Source organism: Acinetobacter sp. T_3_1, assembly GCF_025377055.1.
Classification (GTDB): Bacteria; Pseudomonadota; Gammaproteobacteria; order Pseudomonadales; family Moraxellaceae; genus Acinetobacter; species Acinetobacter kookii.
Genome location: NZ_JACHVD010000027.1, coordinates 1 through 17,815 on the forward strand (window position 1 = coordinate 1; position 17,815 = coordinate 17,815).

The window sequence follows — 17,815 nt, forward strand, 5'->3', positions numbered from 1 at the left end:
ATTGAAAATCCTGAAGGGGAGCCTGAAACGAATAAGCAGGACTTGATTAAATATATCAGTATGAAAAAGCCTTCATCTTCTTTAAAAAAAATGAATGAAGAAAAAGACAATGAAAAGACTCAGATGCTGTGGGATGTTAATCCGGAAGTGGTCGAAAACTACTGGTCAAGCACGCAGCGTGATTAAAAGAAATATGAAAATGGGCTCGCTCCCATTATAAAAAGAAGTGCTTAGCGAGAAGTACTTCAAAATTAGAAAAAAGGAAAATAACCATGAATAAGACTATCAAAACAATCGCCTTATCTGTTGCCTTCGTATCTGGTGCAGCCATGGCAAATCCGCAAGGCAACCACGTCACTGTAAATACAGGTTTAGACGCTACTTTGGCCACTGTATCTCAACATGCTAAAAATGGTACTGCGCTTAACCTTGCCATTAATACCGCTACTGTTGATGCAACAGTCAACGTACACGGGGCGTATAATTCACTGAATAATGTGGGAGACAAAATCGCAGTAGAAACTTCAGCAATTGGTGCGGTAAACACCGGTAGCATTAACTTACAACAAGGCAATCTGAGTGCTGTGAATACGGGTACATTAGAGAAAACTTTTGATGCTGAAAAAAATGCAGAGGGTTNTCACTGAATAATGTGGGAGACAAAATCGCAGTAGAAACTTCAGCAATTGGTGCGGTAAACACCGGTAGCATTAACTTACAACAAGGCAATCTGAGTGCTGTGAATACGGGTACATTAGAGAAAACTTTTGATGCTGAAAAAAATGCAGAGGGTTCTTTGGAACAATGGAATTCTGAGCGTTCATCGGAGTTTGAAAGTTCTATCAGTACATCATTGAATACTGACACTTATGACCAGTTCTCTGAAACTCTAAGTAATTATACTGCAGCGAATTTAGCCTTTAATTCAGCAGCTATTGATGCATCTGTAAATACAAGAGGATTCGAGAATCATATTGATGGCATCAAAACTTCAGCTATTGGTGCTGTGAACACTGGTAGCATTACTGTGACCGTAAAGTAAATCCACCGTTCAATATGATCCAGGGTCTAACTATTTGCGGATAGTTAGACTTTTTTATTTTAGTACAAAAAATGTTTATTGANTGCTCTATAATAGAGTCAACCTACAGTAAGATAATATTTGGTCTGAAAATTAGATCGCTATAAAAAAACACTTACAAAAAAAGAGCGCCTGAGCGCTCTTTTTAAATTCAGTTGAAATCTTAATCACGGACAAATTCAACAGTGCCATTCTCTAAAGATTTAACCCGTGCCAAAGATTCAACGCGGTAACCTTTATCAAGTAACAATTGGCGACCCGGCTGGAAAGATTTCTCAATCACAATACCAATACCCACAACTTCCGCTTTTGCCTGATGAATTAAATCGGCAAGACCTAAAGCTGCCTGACCATTTGCCAGAAAGTCATCAATCACTAAAGCTTTATCGCTTGAACTGATATGCTTGTTTGAAATGGCAATTGTGCTTTCAGTTTGTTTAGTGAAAGAGAACACTTTAGAACGGTATAAATCATCTTTTAAAGTTAAAGATTGATATTTACGTGCAAAGATCACAGGCACACCAAGTTCTAAACCGGCCATTACTGCTGGAGCAATACCAGAAGCTTCAATGGTAATAATCTTCGTGATCCCTGCATCTTTAAAACGGGCAGCAAATTCTTTACCAATCTGTTGCATCAATACAGGGTCAATTTGATGATTTAAGAAAGCATCAACTTTCAGAACTTGATCAGATAGAACGATACCTTCACTTAAGATTTTCTGTTCTAATGCGTGCACGGGAGAATTCCTCTAAGGGCAGATGCTTTTTCAAGCAAATGCGTATTTTAAAAAGGCTCTCGAAAAATGCAAGCGAAATTGATCAAATCGATTAACTCGTTGGGCCTTTATAACCTGTTAACAGTAAACCATAGGATGCTTTTCCATCTTGATGAGTCACTTTCACCGGGGTATAGTCCAGTTGAGGTGCTAACCAGAAAATGGTATCGCGATTTGGCTTTTTATGTTTGAGCACCACTTTAATGGTGTCAAAAGTACCATAAGCGGTTTTTACTGTTTCATTGCCCTGTTTAATAAAGTGGCGCGATTCCACTTCTTTGGCGTCGGCAATTAAATAATTCGATTTTAAACCTGAAGATTTTAAATCTTCACGTAATTGCAACTCGGCATTCAGCTCATCTAGAACACCTGCCTTCCAGTCAAAAGAATAGGCCTTTTTATCTTTTTTGGTATGAATGGTTTGGGCATTCGAGTTGAAATTAATACTCATGGTACTGTTATGGACCAAAATTTTACTGTGGCGACTAAAACTGTTGGAAAGAATATCGCCTTTATCATTTAAGCTAAAATGACTGGTTTCAGTCGCAGACGCCATGGCACCGGCTTTTGCAGCAAAGACATAGGTCCAGTTATTTCCCGACTTGCTTAAAGTGCGTGTTGCCGAGCCCATATTTTTGCCATTATAGTTAAATTGATAACTTGCTTGGAATGGACTCATGGCAAATGTTTGGGTTGAAACTCCAGCCAACAACAGGGTAGTTGTTAGACCAGATGCGAATGCAACTGTTTTCAATACATTGTGAGCCATAAGTAAAGTGTTCCTATGCAGTCTTAATGAAATGTAAACTTCTGCGTAGATAGTATTATGCCTTCTGAATATAGAGATAAAATTCGAAACCTTATGCAATCTGTATCTTTAATGTAGTTTTTTTAGTTAAAACCCAGATTTTAATCCATAAAAACAATTCACCTTATTTCTGCTTGATCGGACTGACTTTGCTGTCCGCTTGTTCTGCATCAATCGCCCAAACATCCACCGGCTCTTCAGACATTTTTCTAAATAATGCAGTCAGGTTGACATTGCCTATGACCACCAGCTCAGCTTCACGCAAAACCGCATGATTGACATGCACTTTTGCTAAGGTATCAATGATAGAGCGCTTTTTACCTAACCATCGGTTTAAATCCAGATGCAATAAGTCATCTTTCACTTTAATGACATTCAACTTTTCAAGGATCATGCCCAAAGGGTCTTGATTGAGTACTTTTTGATAGAAAAATAAAGCAAATTTTACTGCAAGTTTTTGGAAGATATTTTTGAATTTGGCTTCAATTACCTGGGTGTCGCTAATCTGTTCAAACACAATTAGCTGGGTATCTTTATTCAGTTCCATCTGTACCAGTTTCAAATCGACTGAAAGAGTAATGTATAAACCTTTCACATCAAGCGTTGCATATAAGCGCAGCCAGTCTTCATGCAAGTCAGCATGCAGATCTTTCAGCATGGCAACATTGTCAGTCACAAAACGCTGAAAAGTTGCATTTAAAAAAACTTGAGAAAGAGGAAATTCACGCTCATCTTCAATAAACCCTTCAGCCTTTTGATACACCTGGCGTATACGTTTAGAGATATTGGATAGTAGCGTTTGCATATAAGGCATCCCAGCGAGTTAATCTTCTTAAACTTCGATAGATTTTGTCGAAAGTATTAAAAATACAGATATTCCACCTTGCAGTTTAACAAAATTAATTGCACCATTTTCATGATTTTAATTGTCTACAGCGTGCTTATTGACTGAGTTCTCGTTTCTTCATTCAAAACTAGACGCTGTGTTTATTTTATACTGCTTTTATGCAGTTTGGGGACCAGACATTTTGTCGGTTTAATGTGATGCTTAAGAAAATCAGTTTCGCACCTTTAATGCATGCATGGTGGAAAGATCCAATTTTCACAAGTGCAGTGATTTTGGCTGCTATTTTGCATTTGATTATTTTGACTGTGCAATTTGCTATGCCGGAAGAAAGTAATGCAGCGGTCAAAGAGATCGCTGTTACCTTACGTCCAAGTCAGGACAAGGTGGAACATGCGGATTTTCTGGCACAGGCAGATCAGCAAGGTTCTGGAACCTTCCGTGAAGCACACCGTATGTCGAGTGATATGCCGGCAGCGATGACTGAGCAGACGACTGGTGAACAGCAACAGGAAACTTTGGAGCGTTTACAACAGAAACGTGAACTCAGCTTTGAAGAAAAAGTGCTGATGACCACCTTAAGCTGGAAGAAAGAAGCAGAACAGAACCAGCGTAAAAAAGCCATGCAGGAGTTGAATAGCCAATTCCAAGCCAAGGCCGCGATGGTGGCAAGTCTGGAAGCACAATATTTGCAACGTCAGCAAAATTTTAGCCGTCAGCAAAAAATTAAAACGGTGGATGGGATACAGGCCAAGCAGGATATTTCAGCGGCTTATCTGGAGAAATTCCGTGAGAAAGTAGAATTTTACGGTAACCGCTATTATCCCGATGCAGCCAAGGTGCAGCGCCTTGCAGGGGAGGTCCGGTTAATGGTGATCTTGAATAAAAGTGGCGGAATTCGTGCCATTCGCCTGATTGAAAGTTCAGGTCATAGTTTACTGGATGAAGCGGCCAAAACTTCAGTACGTAAAGCTGCTCCATTTGGTGGTTTTGATAGAGGGATGAAAGATATTTCAGAGCTTCGCATTGTGCGTACCTGGCGGTTTGACCCGGCTGAAGCTGAGTTTGAGGTGCATTGATGGAGTGGGGTGATCTGCTTTACCAAGATCATTAACTTTCAGTTTTTAATTGTAGTTTCAGTGAGATGCTAATACATAGTGTCCCTTTTGATCCCCGTCCGCCCATGTCACGTTTAAATCCTTTTCTGAAAGTTCCAGGCGAGTCGGGAAGATTTGTAAATATTGGCGGTATTGGGGTGCGGCTTTCAAACCAATACATGTCCCATTTTTCCACCATATTCCTTCTGCATATTGGTCTAAGGCACCGACTGTCAGATACCATTTAAACTTGCCGTCCGGTTCCAGTAACAGCTCAGAGCCGACTTCCATTACGCCTTCCAGATAATAATGGCCTACCCAGGCATTATCTGCCGGCTGGAATCTTGCTTCCTTACATAAAGATTCCATATTGGCATATAGCTGGCATGCAGGAAATAACGCTGAAATCAGGAACAGCCAGGAAGGGAGTCTGTTTATCATTTCTTCCTCCATTTATTGGGGAGTATGTTAAGATTTTATGCTTATTTGACATAAATAAAACCCGATTAATCGAAATTAATCGGGTTTAAAAATTAGAATGTTGCTAGAACTACTGTTGTTCAGTATAGGGATTCTCAAATCCTAACTTCGCCAGAATCTCAATTTCCAATGCTTCCATTTCTTCCGCATCTTCATCCGAGGTTTCATGGTCATAGCCCATCAGGTGTAAGGTACCGTGCACCAGCATATGCGTAAAATGTTCAATCGGTGTTTTATTCTGGTCAATGGCTTCCTGTAGAACGACAGGAATACAAATCACCAGGTCACCGATCGGTAGTGCATCCAGCATTGCCAACACTTCTTCTGGCACATCGCTCGGAAAAGACAACACATTGGTCGGTTTGTCTTTTTGACGATACTCCAGATTCAGCTTATGGCTTTCGTCATTGTCTACACAGGCAATCCCGATTTCACAGTCTTGATCGACATCGATAAAACGTAGTGTAGTTTCAATAACTTTTTTAATATAAGCGCGTTTCAGTACCAGTTCAGGTGACTGAAAATCTTGTTGCAGGGATAGGTTAAGTTTCAAAATGAATCCTTAAAATATCTTAGTCCTGAGCATCGGCAGCGGCATCATTTTCAGCAATCAATGCCTCCTGACGCGCTTTACGTTCTGCCCGTGCTTCAGCACTAAGACGGTGTTGTTCAGAGTCCCAACCTTCGTAGGCTTCAACAATTTTTTGAACCAATTGATGACGCACCACATCGCGAGAGTGGAAGCGAGTAATGTGGATTTCAGGAATTTTTTCAATCACACGTAAGGCATGTGAAAGCCCCGACTGTTGACCGCGTGGCAAGTCGACCTGCGTGATGTCGCCAGTAATGACCGCACGTGAACCAAAGCCCAAACGGGTCAGGAACATTTTCATCTGTTCTGGCGTTGTGTTTTGCGCTTCATCTAAAATGACGAAAGAATGGTTGAGAGTACGGCCACGCATATAGGCGAGCGGGGCAACCTCAATAATCTGGCGTTCAATCAGTTTGGCGACTTTTTCAAAACCCAGCATTTCATATAGGGCATCGTAAAGCGGGCGCAAATAAGGATCGATTTTCTGGCTTAAATCCCCTGGTAAGAAACCGAGTTTTTCACCGGCTTCCACCGCAGGACGAACCAGCAGGATACGCTGGATTTCGTTGCGTTCCAGCATATCTACCGCAGCGGCCACGGCAAGATAGGTTTTACCTGTACCTGCAGGACCAATACCAAAAGAAATGTCGCTTTGCAAAATACGCTGTACATAACGCTTTTGATTGGCACCGCGCGGATTGATACGGCCTTTGCGGGTTTGCAACCAGACGGCATCTAGGCCGGTATGTTCATTGTCGGAAAAGTCTTCCTGCAATTCACGGTCGGTCTGACTGCCCTGAATGATCAGATGCAAGGTGTCCGCACTGACCTGCTGGCTAACTTCAGTTTCTTCATGTAGACGCATCAAGAGGCTTTCGGCTCTCTCTACTGCATCAATTTCACCATCGATGTAAAAAGCATCACCTCGATGGGAAATTTTGACGTCTAAACGTTGTTCGATTTGTTTCAAATGACCGTTGTAAGCACCCAGCATGCCTTTTAAACGCTCCATTGAAATACCAGGAAAAGTTACTGTACGTCGGATCGCTGCAGTCAAGAGAATTCCTTATAAAATGGTCTGGCTGATCACCTTACATTACGCCACGTCAGGCTCAAGATTCAAGAGTTCACCGTAAACAAAATTTAAAGTTTTAATTTCGGTAATCTCGATCTCTGCAAAACGCCCAACCCATGCAGCATCACCAATAAAAGAAACCAGACGGGTATTGTCCGCCGTACCAATCAACAGGTTCGGATCTTTGTCAGAAACCTTTTCAATCAGAACACGCTGGATGGTACCCAGCATTGCATCGGTTTTATCAATGCTTGAACGTTTAATCCATTGCTGAACTTTGGCCAGACGTTCTTTTTTGACATCTTCAGGGGTGTTGTCTTCAAGTTCTGACGCTGGTGTCCCCGGACGTTTTGAATAAATGAAGCTGTAAGAATGGTCAAAATCCAAATCCTGGATGAATTGATAGGTTTCTTCAAAGTTCTCATCGGTTTCACCCGGGAAGCCAATAATAAAGTCAGAAGATAAATGCATATCCGGACGGACGGTACGTAACTTTTTAATTTTTTCGATATACACATCGATGGTGTGGTTACGCTTCATCGCTTTCAGTACATCGTTGGAACCGCTTTGTACCGGCAGGTGCAGGTGCGAAACCATTTGTGGCAAGTCACGGTAGCACTGAATCAGGTCATCATTGAATTCAAGCGGATGTGAAGTGGTATAACGTAAACGGCCAATCCCCGGGATTTCAGCAACCAGACGAAGTAAATCTGCAAAAGTACAGATATTGCCTTCAAAGGTTTCACCGCGGTAACCATTCACGTTCTGTCCTAATAGGCTGATTTCACGTACGCCTTTTTCCGCCAGACCGGCAATTTCCGCCAGCACGTCATCTAAAGGACGCGATACTTCTTCACCGCGGGTATAAGGGACTACGCAGAAAGAACAGTATTTTGAACAGCCTTCCATAATCGAAACAAAGGCTTTGTAACCTTCAACGCGCGGTTCAGGCAAGAAGTCGAATTTTTCGATGTCCGGGAAAGAAATATCCACCAGCTTGATTTTTTCTTTCTTGGGCTTTTCGATTTGATCGTTATGTTGATCGAGCATTTGCGGCAAACGGTGCAAGGTTTGCGGACCAAAGACCATATCGACATAAGGCGCACGCTTTTGAATGTTGTCGCCTTCCTGAGAGGCCACACAACCACCCACTCCAATCACCAGATCAGGATTTTTTTCTTTCAGCTTGCGCCAGCGACCCAGTTCGGAAAACACTTTTTCCTGGGCTTTTTCACGAATGGAGCAGGTATTCATCAGTAGAATATCGGCATCATTTGGGTCAGTTGTAAGTACATAACCGTGTGAGTCGCCCAGCAGGTCTGCCATACGATGACTGTCATACTCATTCATCTGACACCCTTGCGTTTCGATATACAGTTTTTTCACTGAACCGTCGGCTGGGGTGTGCTGTGGCTGGGTAACAGTGTTTTCTGAAGCAGCTTGGGCACTATTTGGAATGAAGGTTTGAACCGTCATGTAGGCTCCTAAAGGATAAATCGGTGAAACCGCAATTCAACGCTGACCGCCTAAACGAGCCATATTTCCTTTTATTTCAATACCTAATTGTATTGATGGAAAAAAGAGGCGAGTGGTCATCTTGAAAAATTGCAATTCGAATACAAGAAAGGCGAATATTTTAGCAGGAATCGAAGCCAAACTTATAGATATAAATAAAGCGCCAAGAATATTGATTTGTGAAGTAAAAATGATTGAAAATTAATATTGTCTAATCATAAGGTTACATAACAGAACAGTAGAGTAGTTTAATAATAATTAAACTATTCAAAAATGATTAGGTGCGACCAAGGCAATACTAAATGACAGAAGGCGGGTATATGTTTCATCGGGTAATCAATAAAAATTATTATAAAATGCTTGCTTTGGCTTTAGCATCAACCGGTTTCGTTTCTATTTCCCATGCAGCTGATGAACAGTTTAATGATGCTTTGCGTGCTGCCAATTCTGCAAATTTAGGTTTATTACAACAATATCAGGCATCGATGCAAAACGATGTGCTGGGCTATTATCCGGAATACTGGTTATTGAATAGCAATCTGGCGAATCAGCCTGCCAGCCAGATTATCAATTTTGCGCAGCGTTATCCGCAATCGGCCATGGCGGAAAAACTGGCGGCCGATTATGTCGAAGAAAAAGTCAAGCAGGCAGATTTTGCGACTGCACAGCCCATTTTGCAGTATGTGACCAATCCGGATCAGGCTGAAAGCTGTGCGGTTGCACAGGTTCGCGCCAAATCGGGCGATCCCCTGGTTTTTGCTGAATATAAAGATGTCTGGCTTGCCACAAACTCACAACCTGAATCCTGTACCGGTTTGGGACGCATGATGCTGTCGAGCCCTCTGATGACTGAACAGGACAGACAGCAGCGTTTGTGGGGACAGCTTCGCGCAGGTCAGTCGGGCCTGGCTTTGGCAACGGCACAAAGTCTGGGTGTGAACCTGTCACTTGCACAGCTCAATCAAATTCAGGCCAATCCTTTAAATTATTTATGGTCTGCGCCCAAAGCCTCTGCGGCCGATCAGGCTTATTTGATTTATGCCCTGGGACGTCTGGCGGATAGTGATTTAAATACCGCAATGGCTTCCGTCAAAAATGCAGCAGAAGGGGCACCGCTACAAGTACAAAAAGCGCTCTATCGTACTGTGGGCTATATCGGCGGCACCACAGTCATGAAAAACAACTTTAACCGTGAAGTGCTGAATTATCTGGATGCCAGTTACGGTTTGCCCTTTAGTGCCGAGGAAGCGGAAATTTATGCCCGTCAAGCCATTCGTTTCAGTAGCTGGGAAAGCCTGATTCGGGCCATTGATGCGATGGGCGTAACCCAAAAACAGGAAGACCGCTGGCAGTACTGGTTGGCACGGGCTTCAGAGCAGCGTGGCGATGCGAACTCTAAACGTGTAGCACAAGAAATTTTCAAAAAATTGGCACAGGGAGATGATTACCATAATCTTCTGGCCAGGGATAGGTTGGGACAGAGTTACAATAGTATTCCCAGTAATGTTCAACCTTCCAATAGTGATGTGCAGCGTTTAAGCCAAAATATTCATTTCAACCGTGCTTTTGCTTTACGCCGTGTCAATGCACCAGATAGTTACGTGAATCGTGAATGGAACTGGGCGGTGCGTCAGGCCTATTTAAAACATGATGATGGCCTGCTGCTGGCCGCTGCAAAACGTGCGACGGATATCGGCTGGTATGATCGGGCAATTTACGCTGCTGACCGTACTGAATCCAAGCACAACTATGCTTATCGTTATGCCATGCCGCATCAAAGTTATGTGGTCAGCCATAGCCGCAATGCCGGAATCGATCCTGCATGGGCGTATGGTTTGATGCGTCAGGAAAGCCGTTTTGTTTCACAGGCACGTTCACATGTCGGTGCAGGCGGTCTGATGCAAATTATGCCGGATACGGCGAAACTGGTGGCCCGACAAATGGGTGAAACCTATAACCCGGCAGCTTTAACCGACATGAATACCAATATACGTTATGGCACTTTTTATTTGTCGATGATCCAGAGTCAGCTCAGCAATAGTCCTGTGCTGGCAACGGCTGGCTACAATGCAGGTCCAAACCGGGCGCGTCGCTGGCAACCGGAGACTCAGCCGATTGCGGCTGACCAATATACCGAATCCATTCCTTTAACCGAAACACGTGATTATGTAAAACATGTCATGACCAACGCCACCCATTATGGAGTATTGCTGGGACAAGGAGCGCAATCACTTGAAAAACGGATGAATATCATTCCATTTAAAAATAATCCATAAACTTTAATTTTATTGATAGGTCTGACTTGTTGATGATATTTTTTGGGCAAACTTCAGTTTTACTCAGATGGGCGCTGTTCGGGGTGAGCGGTGCTGGACTAGGGCTGTTTGCACCTCAAATTTTTGCTGCACCTTTGCAAGGGTATGTCATGGTGGTACAAATGACCCCTGCGGTATGCATGTTTGATGCCCAGAAATCAAAACAGCGAAAATGTCTGGAAGGCTATTCGCTGAATATTTCCGGTTTGTATCCGGAAACTTCAGAAACCGAGTGTAAGACTACCTCTACTGCGACTTTATCTCCCTTGCAGGCAAAAGTCGTAGCACGTGTCATGCCCGATGAAAATGCCCGCATGCAACTCTGGCGGGGAATCGGTGGTTGTGTACAGATGAACTCAAGTCAATATTTCCGTACCATGATTAATTATGCCGAGCGTCTCAAAATACCGAAGGAATTAACCAGTCCTGAAACGCGAGCCATGCATCAGACCAATCTCCGGCTGCAGTTTTTGCGCTTGAATCCAAATTTGCCTGCCAATGCCATTAAATTTAGCTGTGCCACTTCCCAGGGAAATGCCATCCTGACCGAAGTGAAACTTTGCTACAAAAATAATGGACAGTACAAGCGCTGTTCAGTAGAAGTGGAGAACACTTGTCCAAATATATTTACTATAAAAGGTTCTTACTAAGCTTTTTTATATATTTTATTTATATTTCCTATCATACTTTTGTTGAAATCCATTCTCTTTTAAATGCATCTGTCAAAGTATTGGAGTACAATCTTTGCCGTTTATGATTATTAAGATTAAATAGAACAGCTATTTAATTATTATGACGATCCTCTCAATTGGAGATAATTACATGAAGCAACCTGTTCGCGTTGCCGTTACTGGCGCTGCTGGTCAAATTGGTTACAGCCTATTATTCCGTATCGCTAGCGGTGAGATGTTGGGTAAAGACCAACCAGTTATTCTTCAATTATTAGAAGTTCCTTTTGAGAAAGCTCAAGCTGCGCTTAAAGGCGTAATGATGGAACTTGACGACTGTGCTTTCCCATTATTGGCTGGCATGATCGGTACTGATGATCCTAAAGTTGCATTCAAAGATGCTGACTACGCTCTTCTAGTTGGTTCACGTCCACGTGGTCCAGGTATGGAACGTGCTGACCTTCTTAAAGTGAACGGTGAGATCTTCATCGGTCAAGGTCAAGCATTAAACGAAGTTGCTAGCCGTGACGTTAAAGTACTTGTTGTAGGTAACCCTGCGAACACTAACGCTTACATCGCAATGAAATCTGCTCCAGATCTTCCTGCGAAAAACTTCACAGCAATGTTACGTCTTGACCACAACCGTGCGTTGACTCAACTTGCTCAAAAAGCTGGCGTTGCAGTTTCTGACATCAAAACTATGACTGTTTGGGGTAACCACTCTCCAACAATGTACGCTGACTACCGTTTTGCAACTGTTAACGGCGAAAGCTTAAAAGACAAAATCAACGATGCTGCTTGGAACAAAGACGTATTCCTTCCAACTGTTGGTAAACGTGGTGCTGCGATCATCGAAGCGCGTGGTTTGTCTTCTGCTGCTTCTGCTGCAAACGCTGCAATTGACCATATGCGTGATTGGGCGCTTGGCACAAACGGCGAATGGGTAACTATGGGTATTCCTTCTGACGGTTCTTACGGTATCCCTGAAGGCGTAATGTTCGGTTTCCCTGTAACTTGTGAAAATGGCGAATACAAGATCGTTCAAGGTCTTGAAATCGACGAATTCAGCCGTGAGCGTATCAACTTCACTCTTAACGAGCTAGAAGAAGAACGTGCAGCAATTGCTGACATGGTTAAATAATTTAATCGTTTAGATTAAATTGAAGAAGCACTCCTTTCGGGGTGCTTTTTTTATGCCTGAAATTTTGTTTTTGAACAAAAAATAACATGCTGTGATGCAGTGACAACTGAATTTTTTTTGGCTTGCGTCTAATTTAAAAGCGAACAATAAAGATTTAAGGAGAATGAGATGTTTGACCAGCAACCCACATTGGAGCTTTTATTTGAGCAGTTGGGACTTGATTCGAGCCAAGAGGCGATAGACAAGTTTATAGAAAGCCATCAATTGACGATGGATATACCTTTGCATCACGCTCCGTTCTGGACCCAGGCACAGCATGATTTTCTGATCAGCCATTGGAAAAAAGATGATGAATGGGCCATGGTGGTGGATATCTTAAATGAGCAATTGCATACCGAAGACCGGCTTTCAACGTCAACGCATCATTGAACACAAATTGAAACAACAAACCTAGTTTTATCACTAGGTTTTTTTATGAATATCTTATAAGTTAATTGAATAATAAATGACAGTTTGGTTGATAAGGAGTGTGCCATGCTCATGAATAATAACCCATCCTTTAAAATGTTATTTGAACAACTTGGACTTGCGTCTAGTCCTGCGGCTATTGAGCTTTTTATTCGTACCCATCAATTACCCGCACATCAAAATTTGCATGATGCTCCCTTCTGGAATAAATCCCAGCGTGAGTTTTTAATTCGCTATTTGGTGGAAGACGCAGATGAATGGGTCATGTTGATTGATGAATTGAACCAGCAATTACATATGAATGCGACCAAACTGCAACCAGCCTGATTTTTTGTAAACCGGTAAAATTTAAAACCTGCTGAAAAGAAGGAATTTTTAAGCAGATCAAACGATAAAAACGCCTTATTGAAGGCGTTTTTATCGTTTGATCTGCAATTAATGAACTTTACTTTTGACTAAATGCACAAACCAGTCGTGTTCACGGAAGGGATGAAAGGCTGGATGCTCTTGTACCAGAATCAAGTCAAAATCGGCAGTTTTACTGTATTTGGTGAGCCAATGTCGCGTTAAGGCAGTTTCACTTTTAGCTGCAGAAGCATAAGCTAGGAAGAAATAAATATCACCATACTGGTCATGAATGAGCGGTTTTAAGATTTGCTGGGTAATCAAGGCAAATCTTTGTTCCTTGGTGATTTCGAAATACAGCATATAGGCTTTGGCTAAATGCATGGATAAGTTCATATATAAACTTAACGGCATTTCTTCAAATTCAATACGGCTCTGTTCAAGCAGAACTACGGCCTCTTGCAGAAAATGAAGCTGTTCCTGACGTACGATACTGAAGGTAACCAGTTGCATGCGTAACTCAGCACGTTCCAAGGCAAGTTTTGGCGTATTTCCTTGTAAATACAGCTGATCGGTTTCGCCAATACGTTGAATAATCTGTTTGGTGTTTTCCCGCATCGGTTACATCCTCATCTGTCAATGATTGCTATATGAGGATGTTTTTCCAGATTTAAAGCATCCTTCATTGTGAATTACCAAATGGAATTGCCGCTACGTAACCATGCGGTAATGGATAGGCGTTGATGTTTGGCTTTCAGTACTTCGTGCAATAAATCACTTTGGAATAGGGCAATCCGGTTTGGTTTTGGCGGGATAATGTGCCACTGATCATTCTTATCCTGCAAACGCAATTCACCGCCCCAATCCTCTTGCCAGTCTTCATGCAGGTAATAGACTGCTGAAATCATGCGGTCATTTTTTTGTTGTGGATTGTCGCGGTGTAAGGCATAAAACTCGCCGGCGTTATAACAGGCAAAATGGGCTTCTACTTCACGGATGCCAAGAAAAAAGGCTTGGTTTAGTTGTTCACCCAAGCTTTCTAGCGTTTTAACGTGCTGTTGAGCTTTTTCTAAATCATCATTAATCCATAAAATGTGATCGCTACGAATTTTGCTGATGACCCCATTTTGAATGGCGGCTTCTCTAAACTGATTCAGATGAGAAGTGCATTCTTCAACCAAGGCATGAATATATTCTTGAGGATAAACATCATCAATAATACTGAAGCCTTGCTGATCTAAATCTTCAATTATTTGATCAACATGGCATGACTTTGGGAAGTGAATTGCATCCATAAAGATATACTCAATAAACAGGATAGAAAAACGCTGGCGTATTCTAGAGCAAGATATCCTGCGGAACGAAACATTTTTTCATGCTAAAATATCGGTTGATATCAGGAATTAAAGAAACATGAATTACCGTCACCATTTCCATGCAGGCAACTTTGCCGATGTCATGAAGCATGTGTTATTGCTGCAACTTTTAACACGTTTAAATGCCAAAGATAAACCTTATCGCTATATCGATACGCATGGTGGGGCAGGTAAATACGATTTATCGACGTCTGCAGCACAGAAATCAGGTGAGTTTTTAAATGGTATCCACCGTTTAATCAAGCTGGACGATTCCATTACCCGCAATGCACCTGAAGGCGTAAAGCAGTATCTTAAAATTGTTCAGGATATGCGTGAAGTTTCAGGTAAAGGGGCTTATCCGGGCTCACCCTGGTTTGCTTTGGAAGGCATGCGTGAAATAGACAAAGCTACCATTTTTGAAATGCAGCCTGAGGTTTTCCAGCAGCTGCGTTTTAATATTCGTGACCGCCGAGCTGGCCTGCATGAACGTGATGCTTATGAAGGCTTGCTTGGAGTGATTCCGCCTAAAGAAAAACGTGGACTGGTCATGATTGATCCGCCTTACGAATTGGAACGTAAAGATTTTCCACAATTGGTAGAATTACTGGCTGCTGCCTATAAAAAATGGCCTACGGGTATCTTTGCTGTCTGGTATCCAATTAAAGATCGCGCCATGATTGAACGTTTTGAAAAGAAAATGATCAAAACGGGTATTCGCCGTCAATTGGTGTGTGAAGTTTGTGTCTGGCCAGATGATACGCCTGTGGGCCTAAATGGTTGTGGTTTACTTGTGATTAATCCACCATGGAAGTTTTCTGAAGATGCAGATGAAGCTTTACAATGGTTGTTCCCGCATTTGCGTATGAGTGAAAATGGTGGACATGCCGCTGTACGCTGGTTGGTTGGTGAATAAGAGATACGTTTCAAAAGATACGGTTACAGTTAGGATCGGCAAAAGAATGACAAGTATAAACAAACCTGAAAGTGAATCTTCTACACGTGATGAGCATGGTTTTGATGGCATCACCTTTGAAGTGGAAGAAGAAGAGCATACCCAAGAGGGACAAAAGGTGAAACGTCGTGGCATCTATCTGTGGCCGAATCTGATTACAACGGCAGCTTTGCTATCTGGCTTTTACTCCATTATTGCCAGCATGAATGGGGATTTTACTCAAGCCATTTATGCCATTTTTCTGGCCGCACTATTTGATGGGCTGGATGGCCGGGTAGCGCGTGCGATTGGTGCCCAAAGCCCGTTTGGCGAGCAGTTCGACTCCTTGTCGGACTTGCTTGCTTTCGGCGTGGCACCGGCTATTTTAATGTATAGCTGGTGTTTACATGATTTAGGACGCATTGGATTGGCGGCCTGTTTTGTGTATACCGCCTGTGCAGCGTTTCGTCTGGCACGCTTCAATGTGCAAATTGGTGTGGTGGATAAACGCTATTTTATTGGTGTCGCCAGCCCGTTAGCTGCGGTGATCATTATTACCCTGGTTTGGGTAGCCCAGGATTTTCCGCAAATTTTTGATGTACGCGAATTGGGTATTCAGATCTTTAATGCGATCGCGATCATTGCTGTGGGCTTGCTGATGATTTCCAATATTAAATACTATTCATTTAAAACCTTTGATCGCAAACGCGTCCCATTTTTCGTGTTGCCGATCGCGGTATTCATCTTTTCCGCAATTACTTATAATATCCCGGTAGGGATTCTGGTGATTTCCATTATTTATGCACTGTCTGGTTTTGTGACCACTTTCCTTGCGAGAAAAAATACCGCCATATAAAAATGAGAACACTAGACTGAAAATAAAAAGGAGCAAGATATGCAGTTGTTTCAAGATTTATTGGATCGCTCCAAACAACTCAATCAGGCTCCACTTCAGTCGGGTTTAGCCTATCATGCGCAAAAAGGCCGTTATAAAATCATTCATCAGGGATTGATGATTCCTAATCTACCTGCACCTTTGCATTACCTTAACTTTGTCAGTCTGATCGGTCAGCCAAATGCAGCAATGCTGCGTAATGAAAGCGCTATTCACACCACAGCTTTAGATACTGCAACCACGATTGCCAGCATTAGTCCGCATATGGTGGGGCAATTGAATTCTTACTCGGTGGGTAAAGACTGCCGTTTTACCAAAGGACACTTTCAGTTCTCGGACCGGGAAACAGTTACGGGTAGTTTTCCGCATTTTCGAATACAGCGTAAAGATAAAGAGCTGAGTTTTGATTTATCAATTCGCACCAGCAATATTATTTCCTATTTTGCCCGGTTGCGTATGGGGCTTGCAGATCACTGGTCTTTACTGTGTCAATGTGAAGGGCAGGTAACGTATAAGGAACAAAAATTTGAAATTCAGCAGATGGGCAGTTTTGAATATGCACGCTGCATTAATTTTTCCTATTTGCCTTTGGCATTTTTCACTTATCAAGTCATTAACCTGGAAAATCAGCGTCAGTTGCTTTTGGCGCAAATTCGCGATCCTTTAAATGGGATTTTGCAATCACGGCTCTATTTAAGAGATGCAAAAACCGGAAAGGCACAAATGTTTGACCACAATGTTCGCTTTAAGGTACATCGGGTTTATCCCAAAGTAAAAACTCCGAACGGGCAAAGCATGTATTTACCGCGTGAGTTTGAGTGGAGTTATGAAGGCAAAGATGGCACCTGTATTTCCGTACAGGCACAAAGCCGTGGAGATTTTAAATTTGGTCTGGCAGCAGGCTATGTGGGCAGTTTTAAATATCAAATCTGCATTAATCATCATGAAGAAACAGGGGAAAGTGGCTATTGTGAATATATCGATTGCCGTTCATTGACCTGGCAAGAAAAAAATAAACAAGAAAAAATGAGAGATGAGTTAGCCAATCCTGTCCCTTTTGCATGCAAAAAATAATAAAAAGCACCTGTTTTGTAGAATAAATAAACAGTCGAGATGTTTTTGCTGAATTATTTGAAAAAGGGTGTTGCAAGCCCCTTAAAATACTGTAGAATGCACATCCATCGGCGGTGATGAAGATTAAAACTTCTGATAAAACAGCAACTTAGCACGAAGTGTTAAGATTGGGTTTTAGAAAGAAAGTTTAAAATAATTTGAATTACTGATTGACACTGAGAATATCTAGTGTAATATAGCCGACCTAGCTTGCTGGTGACGAACCAGTAAGAAGATCATTAAGAGATTATGAAGAACAACTTGTGTGGATTTTTACTGGTTGATTGATCGAAATTATTTTCATTGATTGA

19 protein-coding genes and 1 pseudogene are annotated in these 17,815 nt (G+C 42.2%); 11 read left to right on the forward strand and 9 right to left on the reverse strand.

Annotated elements, in window-relative coordinates; all coding sequences use genetic code 11:
* Both H4I94_RS15205 and H4I94_RS15210 read left to right on the forward strand, forming a co-directional pair.
* Window positions 1–186, forward strand: a pseudogene (locus H4I94_RS15205) (HfaB protein); the annotation flags it as partial.
* Between the two features lie 466 nt (window positions 187–652).
* Complete coding sequence (locus H4I94_RS15210; protein ID WP_261183631.1) at window positions 653–1,042, forward strand: hypothetical protein; 390 nt, start codon at window positions 653–655, stop codon at window positions 1,040–1,042.
* 202 nt (window positions 1,043–1,244) lie between these two features.
* Here the strand turns inward: H4I94_RS15210 and H4I94_RS15215 are convergent, their stop codons facing one another.
* From H4I94_RS15215 to H4I94_RS15225, 3 genes are all read right to left on the reverse strand, one after another.
* Window positions 1,245–1,820 carry a xanthine phosphoribosyltransferase gene (locus H4I94_RS15215; protein ID WP_261183632.1) on the reverse strand — a complete coding sequence of 192 codons (576 nt, stop codon included), beginning with the start codon at window positions 1,818–1,820 and terminating at the stop codon, window positions 1,245–1,247.
* Between the two features lie 91 nt (window positions 1,821–1,911).
* On the reverse strand, window positions 1,912–2,628 hold the full coding sequence (locus H4I94_RS15220) for a DUF3108 domain-containing protein (protein ID WP_092821096.1): 717 nt from the start codon (window positions 2,626–2,628) through the stop codon (window positions 1,912–1,914).
* A gap of 163 nt (window positions 2,629–2,791) precedes the next feature.
* Window positions 2,792–3,472: a hypothetical protein gene (locus H4I94_RS15225; protein ID WP_261183633.1), complete on the reverse strand. Its 681-nt coding sequence runs from the start codon at window positions 3,470–3,472 to the stop codon at window positions 2,792–2,794.
* 239 nt (window positions 3,473–3,711) lie between these two features.
* On the opposite strand from H4I94_RS15225, the gene H4I94_RS15230 reads away from it, so the two are divergent.
* Window positions 3,712–4,590 (forward strand): energy transducer TonB, encoded by an 879-nt coding sequence (locus H4I94_RS15230; RefSeq protein ID WP_261183635.1) that lies wholly within the window; start codon window positions 3,712–3,714, stop codon window positions 4,588–4,590.
* 57 nt (window positions 4,591–4,647) lie between these two features.
* Here the strand turns inward: H4I94_RS15230 and H4I94_RS15235 are convergent, their stop codons facing one another.
* The 4 genes from H4I94_RS15235 to miaB all read right to left on the reverse strand — a co-directional run bounded on the left by H4I94_RS15235 (window position 4,648) and on the right by miaB (window position 8,231).
* Window positions 4,648–5,049, reverse strand: a complete 402-nt coding sequence (locus H4I94_RS15235) for a hypothetical protein (protein WP_261183636.1) — start codon at window positions 5,047–5,049, stop codon at window positions 4,648–4,650.
* 109 nt (window positions 5,050–5,158) lie between these two features.
* Window positions 5,159–5,641: an rRNA maturation RNase YbeY gene (ybeY, locus tag H4I94_RS15240; RefSeq protein WP_131274904.1), complete on the reverse strand. Its 483-nt coding sequence runs from the start codon at window positions 5,639–5,641 to the stop codon at window positions 5,159–5,161.
* A gap of 19 nt (window positions 5,642–5,660) precedes the next feature.
* On the reverse strand, window positions 5,661–6,737 hold the full coding sequence (locus H4I94_RS15245) for a PhoH family protein (RefSeq protein ID WP_092821106.1): 1,077 nt from the start codon (window positions 6,735–6,737) through the stop codon (window positions 5,661–5,663).
* A gap of 39 nt (window positions 6,738–6,776) precedes the next feature.
* Entirely contained in the window at window positions 6,777–8,231 is a 1,455-nt protein-coding gene (gene miaB, locus H4I94_RS15250; RefSeq protein WP_092821108.1) for a tRNA (N6-isopentenyl adenosine(37)-C2)-methylthiotransferase MiaB, read from the reverse strand.
* Window positions 8,232–8,626: 395 nt separating this feature from the next.
* Between miaB and H4I94_RS15255 the strand changes: the two genes are divergently transcribed.
* From H4I94_RS15255 to H4I94_RS15275, 5 genes are all read left to right on the forward strand, one after another.
* A complete protein-coding gene (locus H4I94_RS15255; protein ID WP_261183640.1) occupies window positions 8,627–10,546 on the forward strand; it encodes a lytic transglycosylase domain-containing protein in 1,920 nt (639 codons plus the stop codon).
* A 32-nt stretch (window positions 10,547–10,578) separates the two neighbouring features.
* Complete coding sequence (locus tag H4I94_RS15260; protein WP_261183641.1) at window positions 10,579–11,235, forward strand: ribonuclease T2 family protein; 657 nt, start codon at window positions 10,579–10,581, stop codon at window positions 11,233–11,235.
* A 172-nt stretch (window positions 11,236–11,407) separates the two neighbouring features.
* Window positions 11,408–12,394, forward strand: a complete 987-nt coding sequence (locus H4I94_RS15265) for a malate dehydrogenase (protein ID WP_092821112.1) — start codon at window positions 11,408–11,410, stop codon at window positions 12,392–12,394.
* Window positions 12,395–12,562: 168 nt separating this feature from the next.
* The gene (locus H4I94_RS15270) at window positions 12,563–12,823 is read left to right on the forward strand and encodes a DUF2789 family protein (RefSeq protein WP_092821114.1); all 261 of its coding nucleotides are present in this window, start codon (window positions 12,563–12,565) and stop codon (window positions 12,821–12,823) included.
* A 105-nt stretch (window positions 12,824–12,928) separates the two neighbouring features.
* The gene (locus tag H4I94_RS15275) at window positions 12,929–13,189 is read left to right on the forward strand and encodes a DUF2789 family protein (protein ID WP_086195729.1); all 261 of its coding nucleotides are present in this window, start codon (window positions 12,929–12,931) and stop codon (window positions 13,187–13,189) included.
* Between the two features lie 108 nt (window positions 13,190–13,297).
* Here H4I94_RS15275 and H4I94_RS15280 read toward each other — a convergent pair whose 3' ends face one another.
* On the reverse strand, window positions 13,298–13,825 hold the full coding sequence (locus H4I94_RS15280; RefSeq protein WP_180082179.1) for a hypothetical protein: 528 nt from the start codon (window positions 13,823–13,825) through the stop codon (window positions 13,298–13,300).
* Between the two features lie 74 nt (window positions 13,826–13,899).
* Complete coding sequence (locus tag H4I94_RS15285) at window positions 13,900–14,502, reverse strand: 2OG-Fe(II) oxygenase (RefSeq protein WP_261183637.1); 603 nt, start codon at window positions 14,500–14,502, stop codon at window positions 13,900–13,902.
* A 118-nt stretch (window positions 14,503–14,620) separates the two neighbouring features.
* Here H4I94_RS15285 and H4I94_RS15290 point away from each other — a divergent pair, with 118 nt between their 5' ends.
* From H4I94_RS15290 to H4I94_RS15300, 3 genes are read left to right on the forward strand one after another with little or no spacing between them, the layout of a single operon-like run.
* On the forward strand, window positions 14,621–15,478 hold the full coding sequence (locus tag H4I94_RS15290; RefSeq protein WP_180175092.1) for a 23S rRNA (adenine(2030)-N(6))-methyltransferase RlmJ: 858 nt from the start codon (window positions 14,621–14,623) through the stop codon (window positions 15,476–15,478).
* A 46-nt stretch (window positions 15,479–15,524) separates the two neighbouring features.
* Window positions 15,525–16,352, forward strand: a complete 828-nt coding sequence (gene pssA / locus H4I94_RS15295) for a CDP-diacylglycerol--serine O-phosphatidyltransferase (protein WP_261183638.1) — start codon at window positions 15,525–15,527, stop codon at window positions 16,350–16,352.
* Window positions 16,353–16,391: 39 nt separating this feature from the next.
* Window positions 16,392–17,465 carry a DUF6670 family protein gene (locus H4I94_RS15300; RefSeq protein ID WP_261183639.1) on the forward strand — a complete coding sequence of 358 codons (1,074 nt, stop codon included), beginning with the start codon at window positions 16,392–16,394 and terminating at the stop codon, window positions 17,463–17,465.
* Window positions 17,466–17,815 lie beyond the last annotated feature (350 nt).

Coding starts and splice junctions, on each gene's coding strand:
- H4I94_RS15220 (WP_092821096.1), bottom strand. CDS start 2,628: ATGGCTCACAATGTATTGAAAACAGTTGCATTCGCATCTGGTCTAACA.
- H4I94_RS15225 (WP_261183633.1), bottom strand. CDS start 3,472: ATGCAAACGCTACTATCCAATATCTCTAAACGTATACGCCAGGTGTAT.
- H4I94_RS15230 (WP_261183635.1), top strand. CDS start 3,712: ATGCTTAAGAAAATCAGTTTCGCACCTTTAATGCATGCATGGTGGAAA.
- H4I94_RS15235 (WP_261183636.1), bottom strand. CDS start 5,049: ATGATAAACAGACTCCCTTCCTGGCTGTTCCTGATTTCAGCGTTATTT.
- miaB (WP_092821108.1), bottom strand. CDS start 8,231: ATGACGGTTCAAACCTTCATTCCAAATAGTGCCCAAGCTGCTTCAGAA.
- H4I94_RS15255 (WP_261183640.1), top strand. CDS start 8,627: ATGCTTGCTTTGGCTTTAGCATCAACCGGTTTCGTTTCTATTTCCCAT.
- H4I94_RS15260 (WP_261183641.1), top strand. CDS start 10,579: ATGATATTTTTTGGGCAAACTTCAGTTTTACTCAGATGGGCGCTGTTC.
- H4I94_RS15265 (WP_092821112.1), top strand. CDS start 11,408: ATGAAGCAACCTGTTCGCGTTGCCGTTACTGGCGCTGCTGGTCAAATT.
- H4I94_RS15270 (WP_092821114.1), top strand. CDS start 12,563: ATGTTTGACCAGCAACCCACATTGGAGCTTTTATTTGAGCAGTTGGGA.
- H4I94_RS15275 (WP_086195729.1), top strand. CDS start 12,929: ATGCTCATGAATAATAACCCATCCTTTAAAATGTTATTTGAACAACTT.
- H4I94_RS15280 (WP_180082179.1), bottom strand. CDS start 13,825: ATGCGGGAAAACACCAAACAGATTATTCAACGTATTGGCGAAACCGAT.
- H4I94_RS15285 (WP_261183637.1), bottom strand. CDS start 14,502: ATGGATGCAATTCACTTCCCAAAGTCATGCCATGTTGATCAAATAATT.
- H4I94_RS15290 (WP_180175092.1), top strand. CDS start 14,621: ATGAATTACCGTCACCATTTCCATGCAGGCAACTTTGCCGATGTCATG.
- pssA (WP_261183638.1), top strand. CDS start 15,525: ATGACAAGTATAAACAAACCTGAAAGTGAATCTTCTACACGTGATGAG.
- H4I94_RS15300 (WP_261183639.1), top strand. CDS start 16,392: ATGCAGTTGTTTCAAGATTTATTGGATCGCTCCAAACAACTCAATCAG.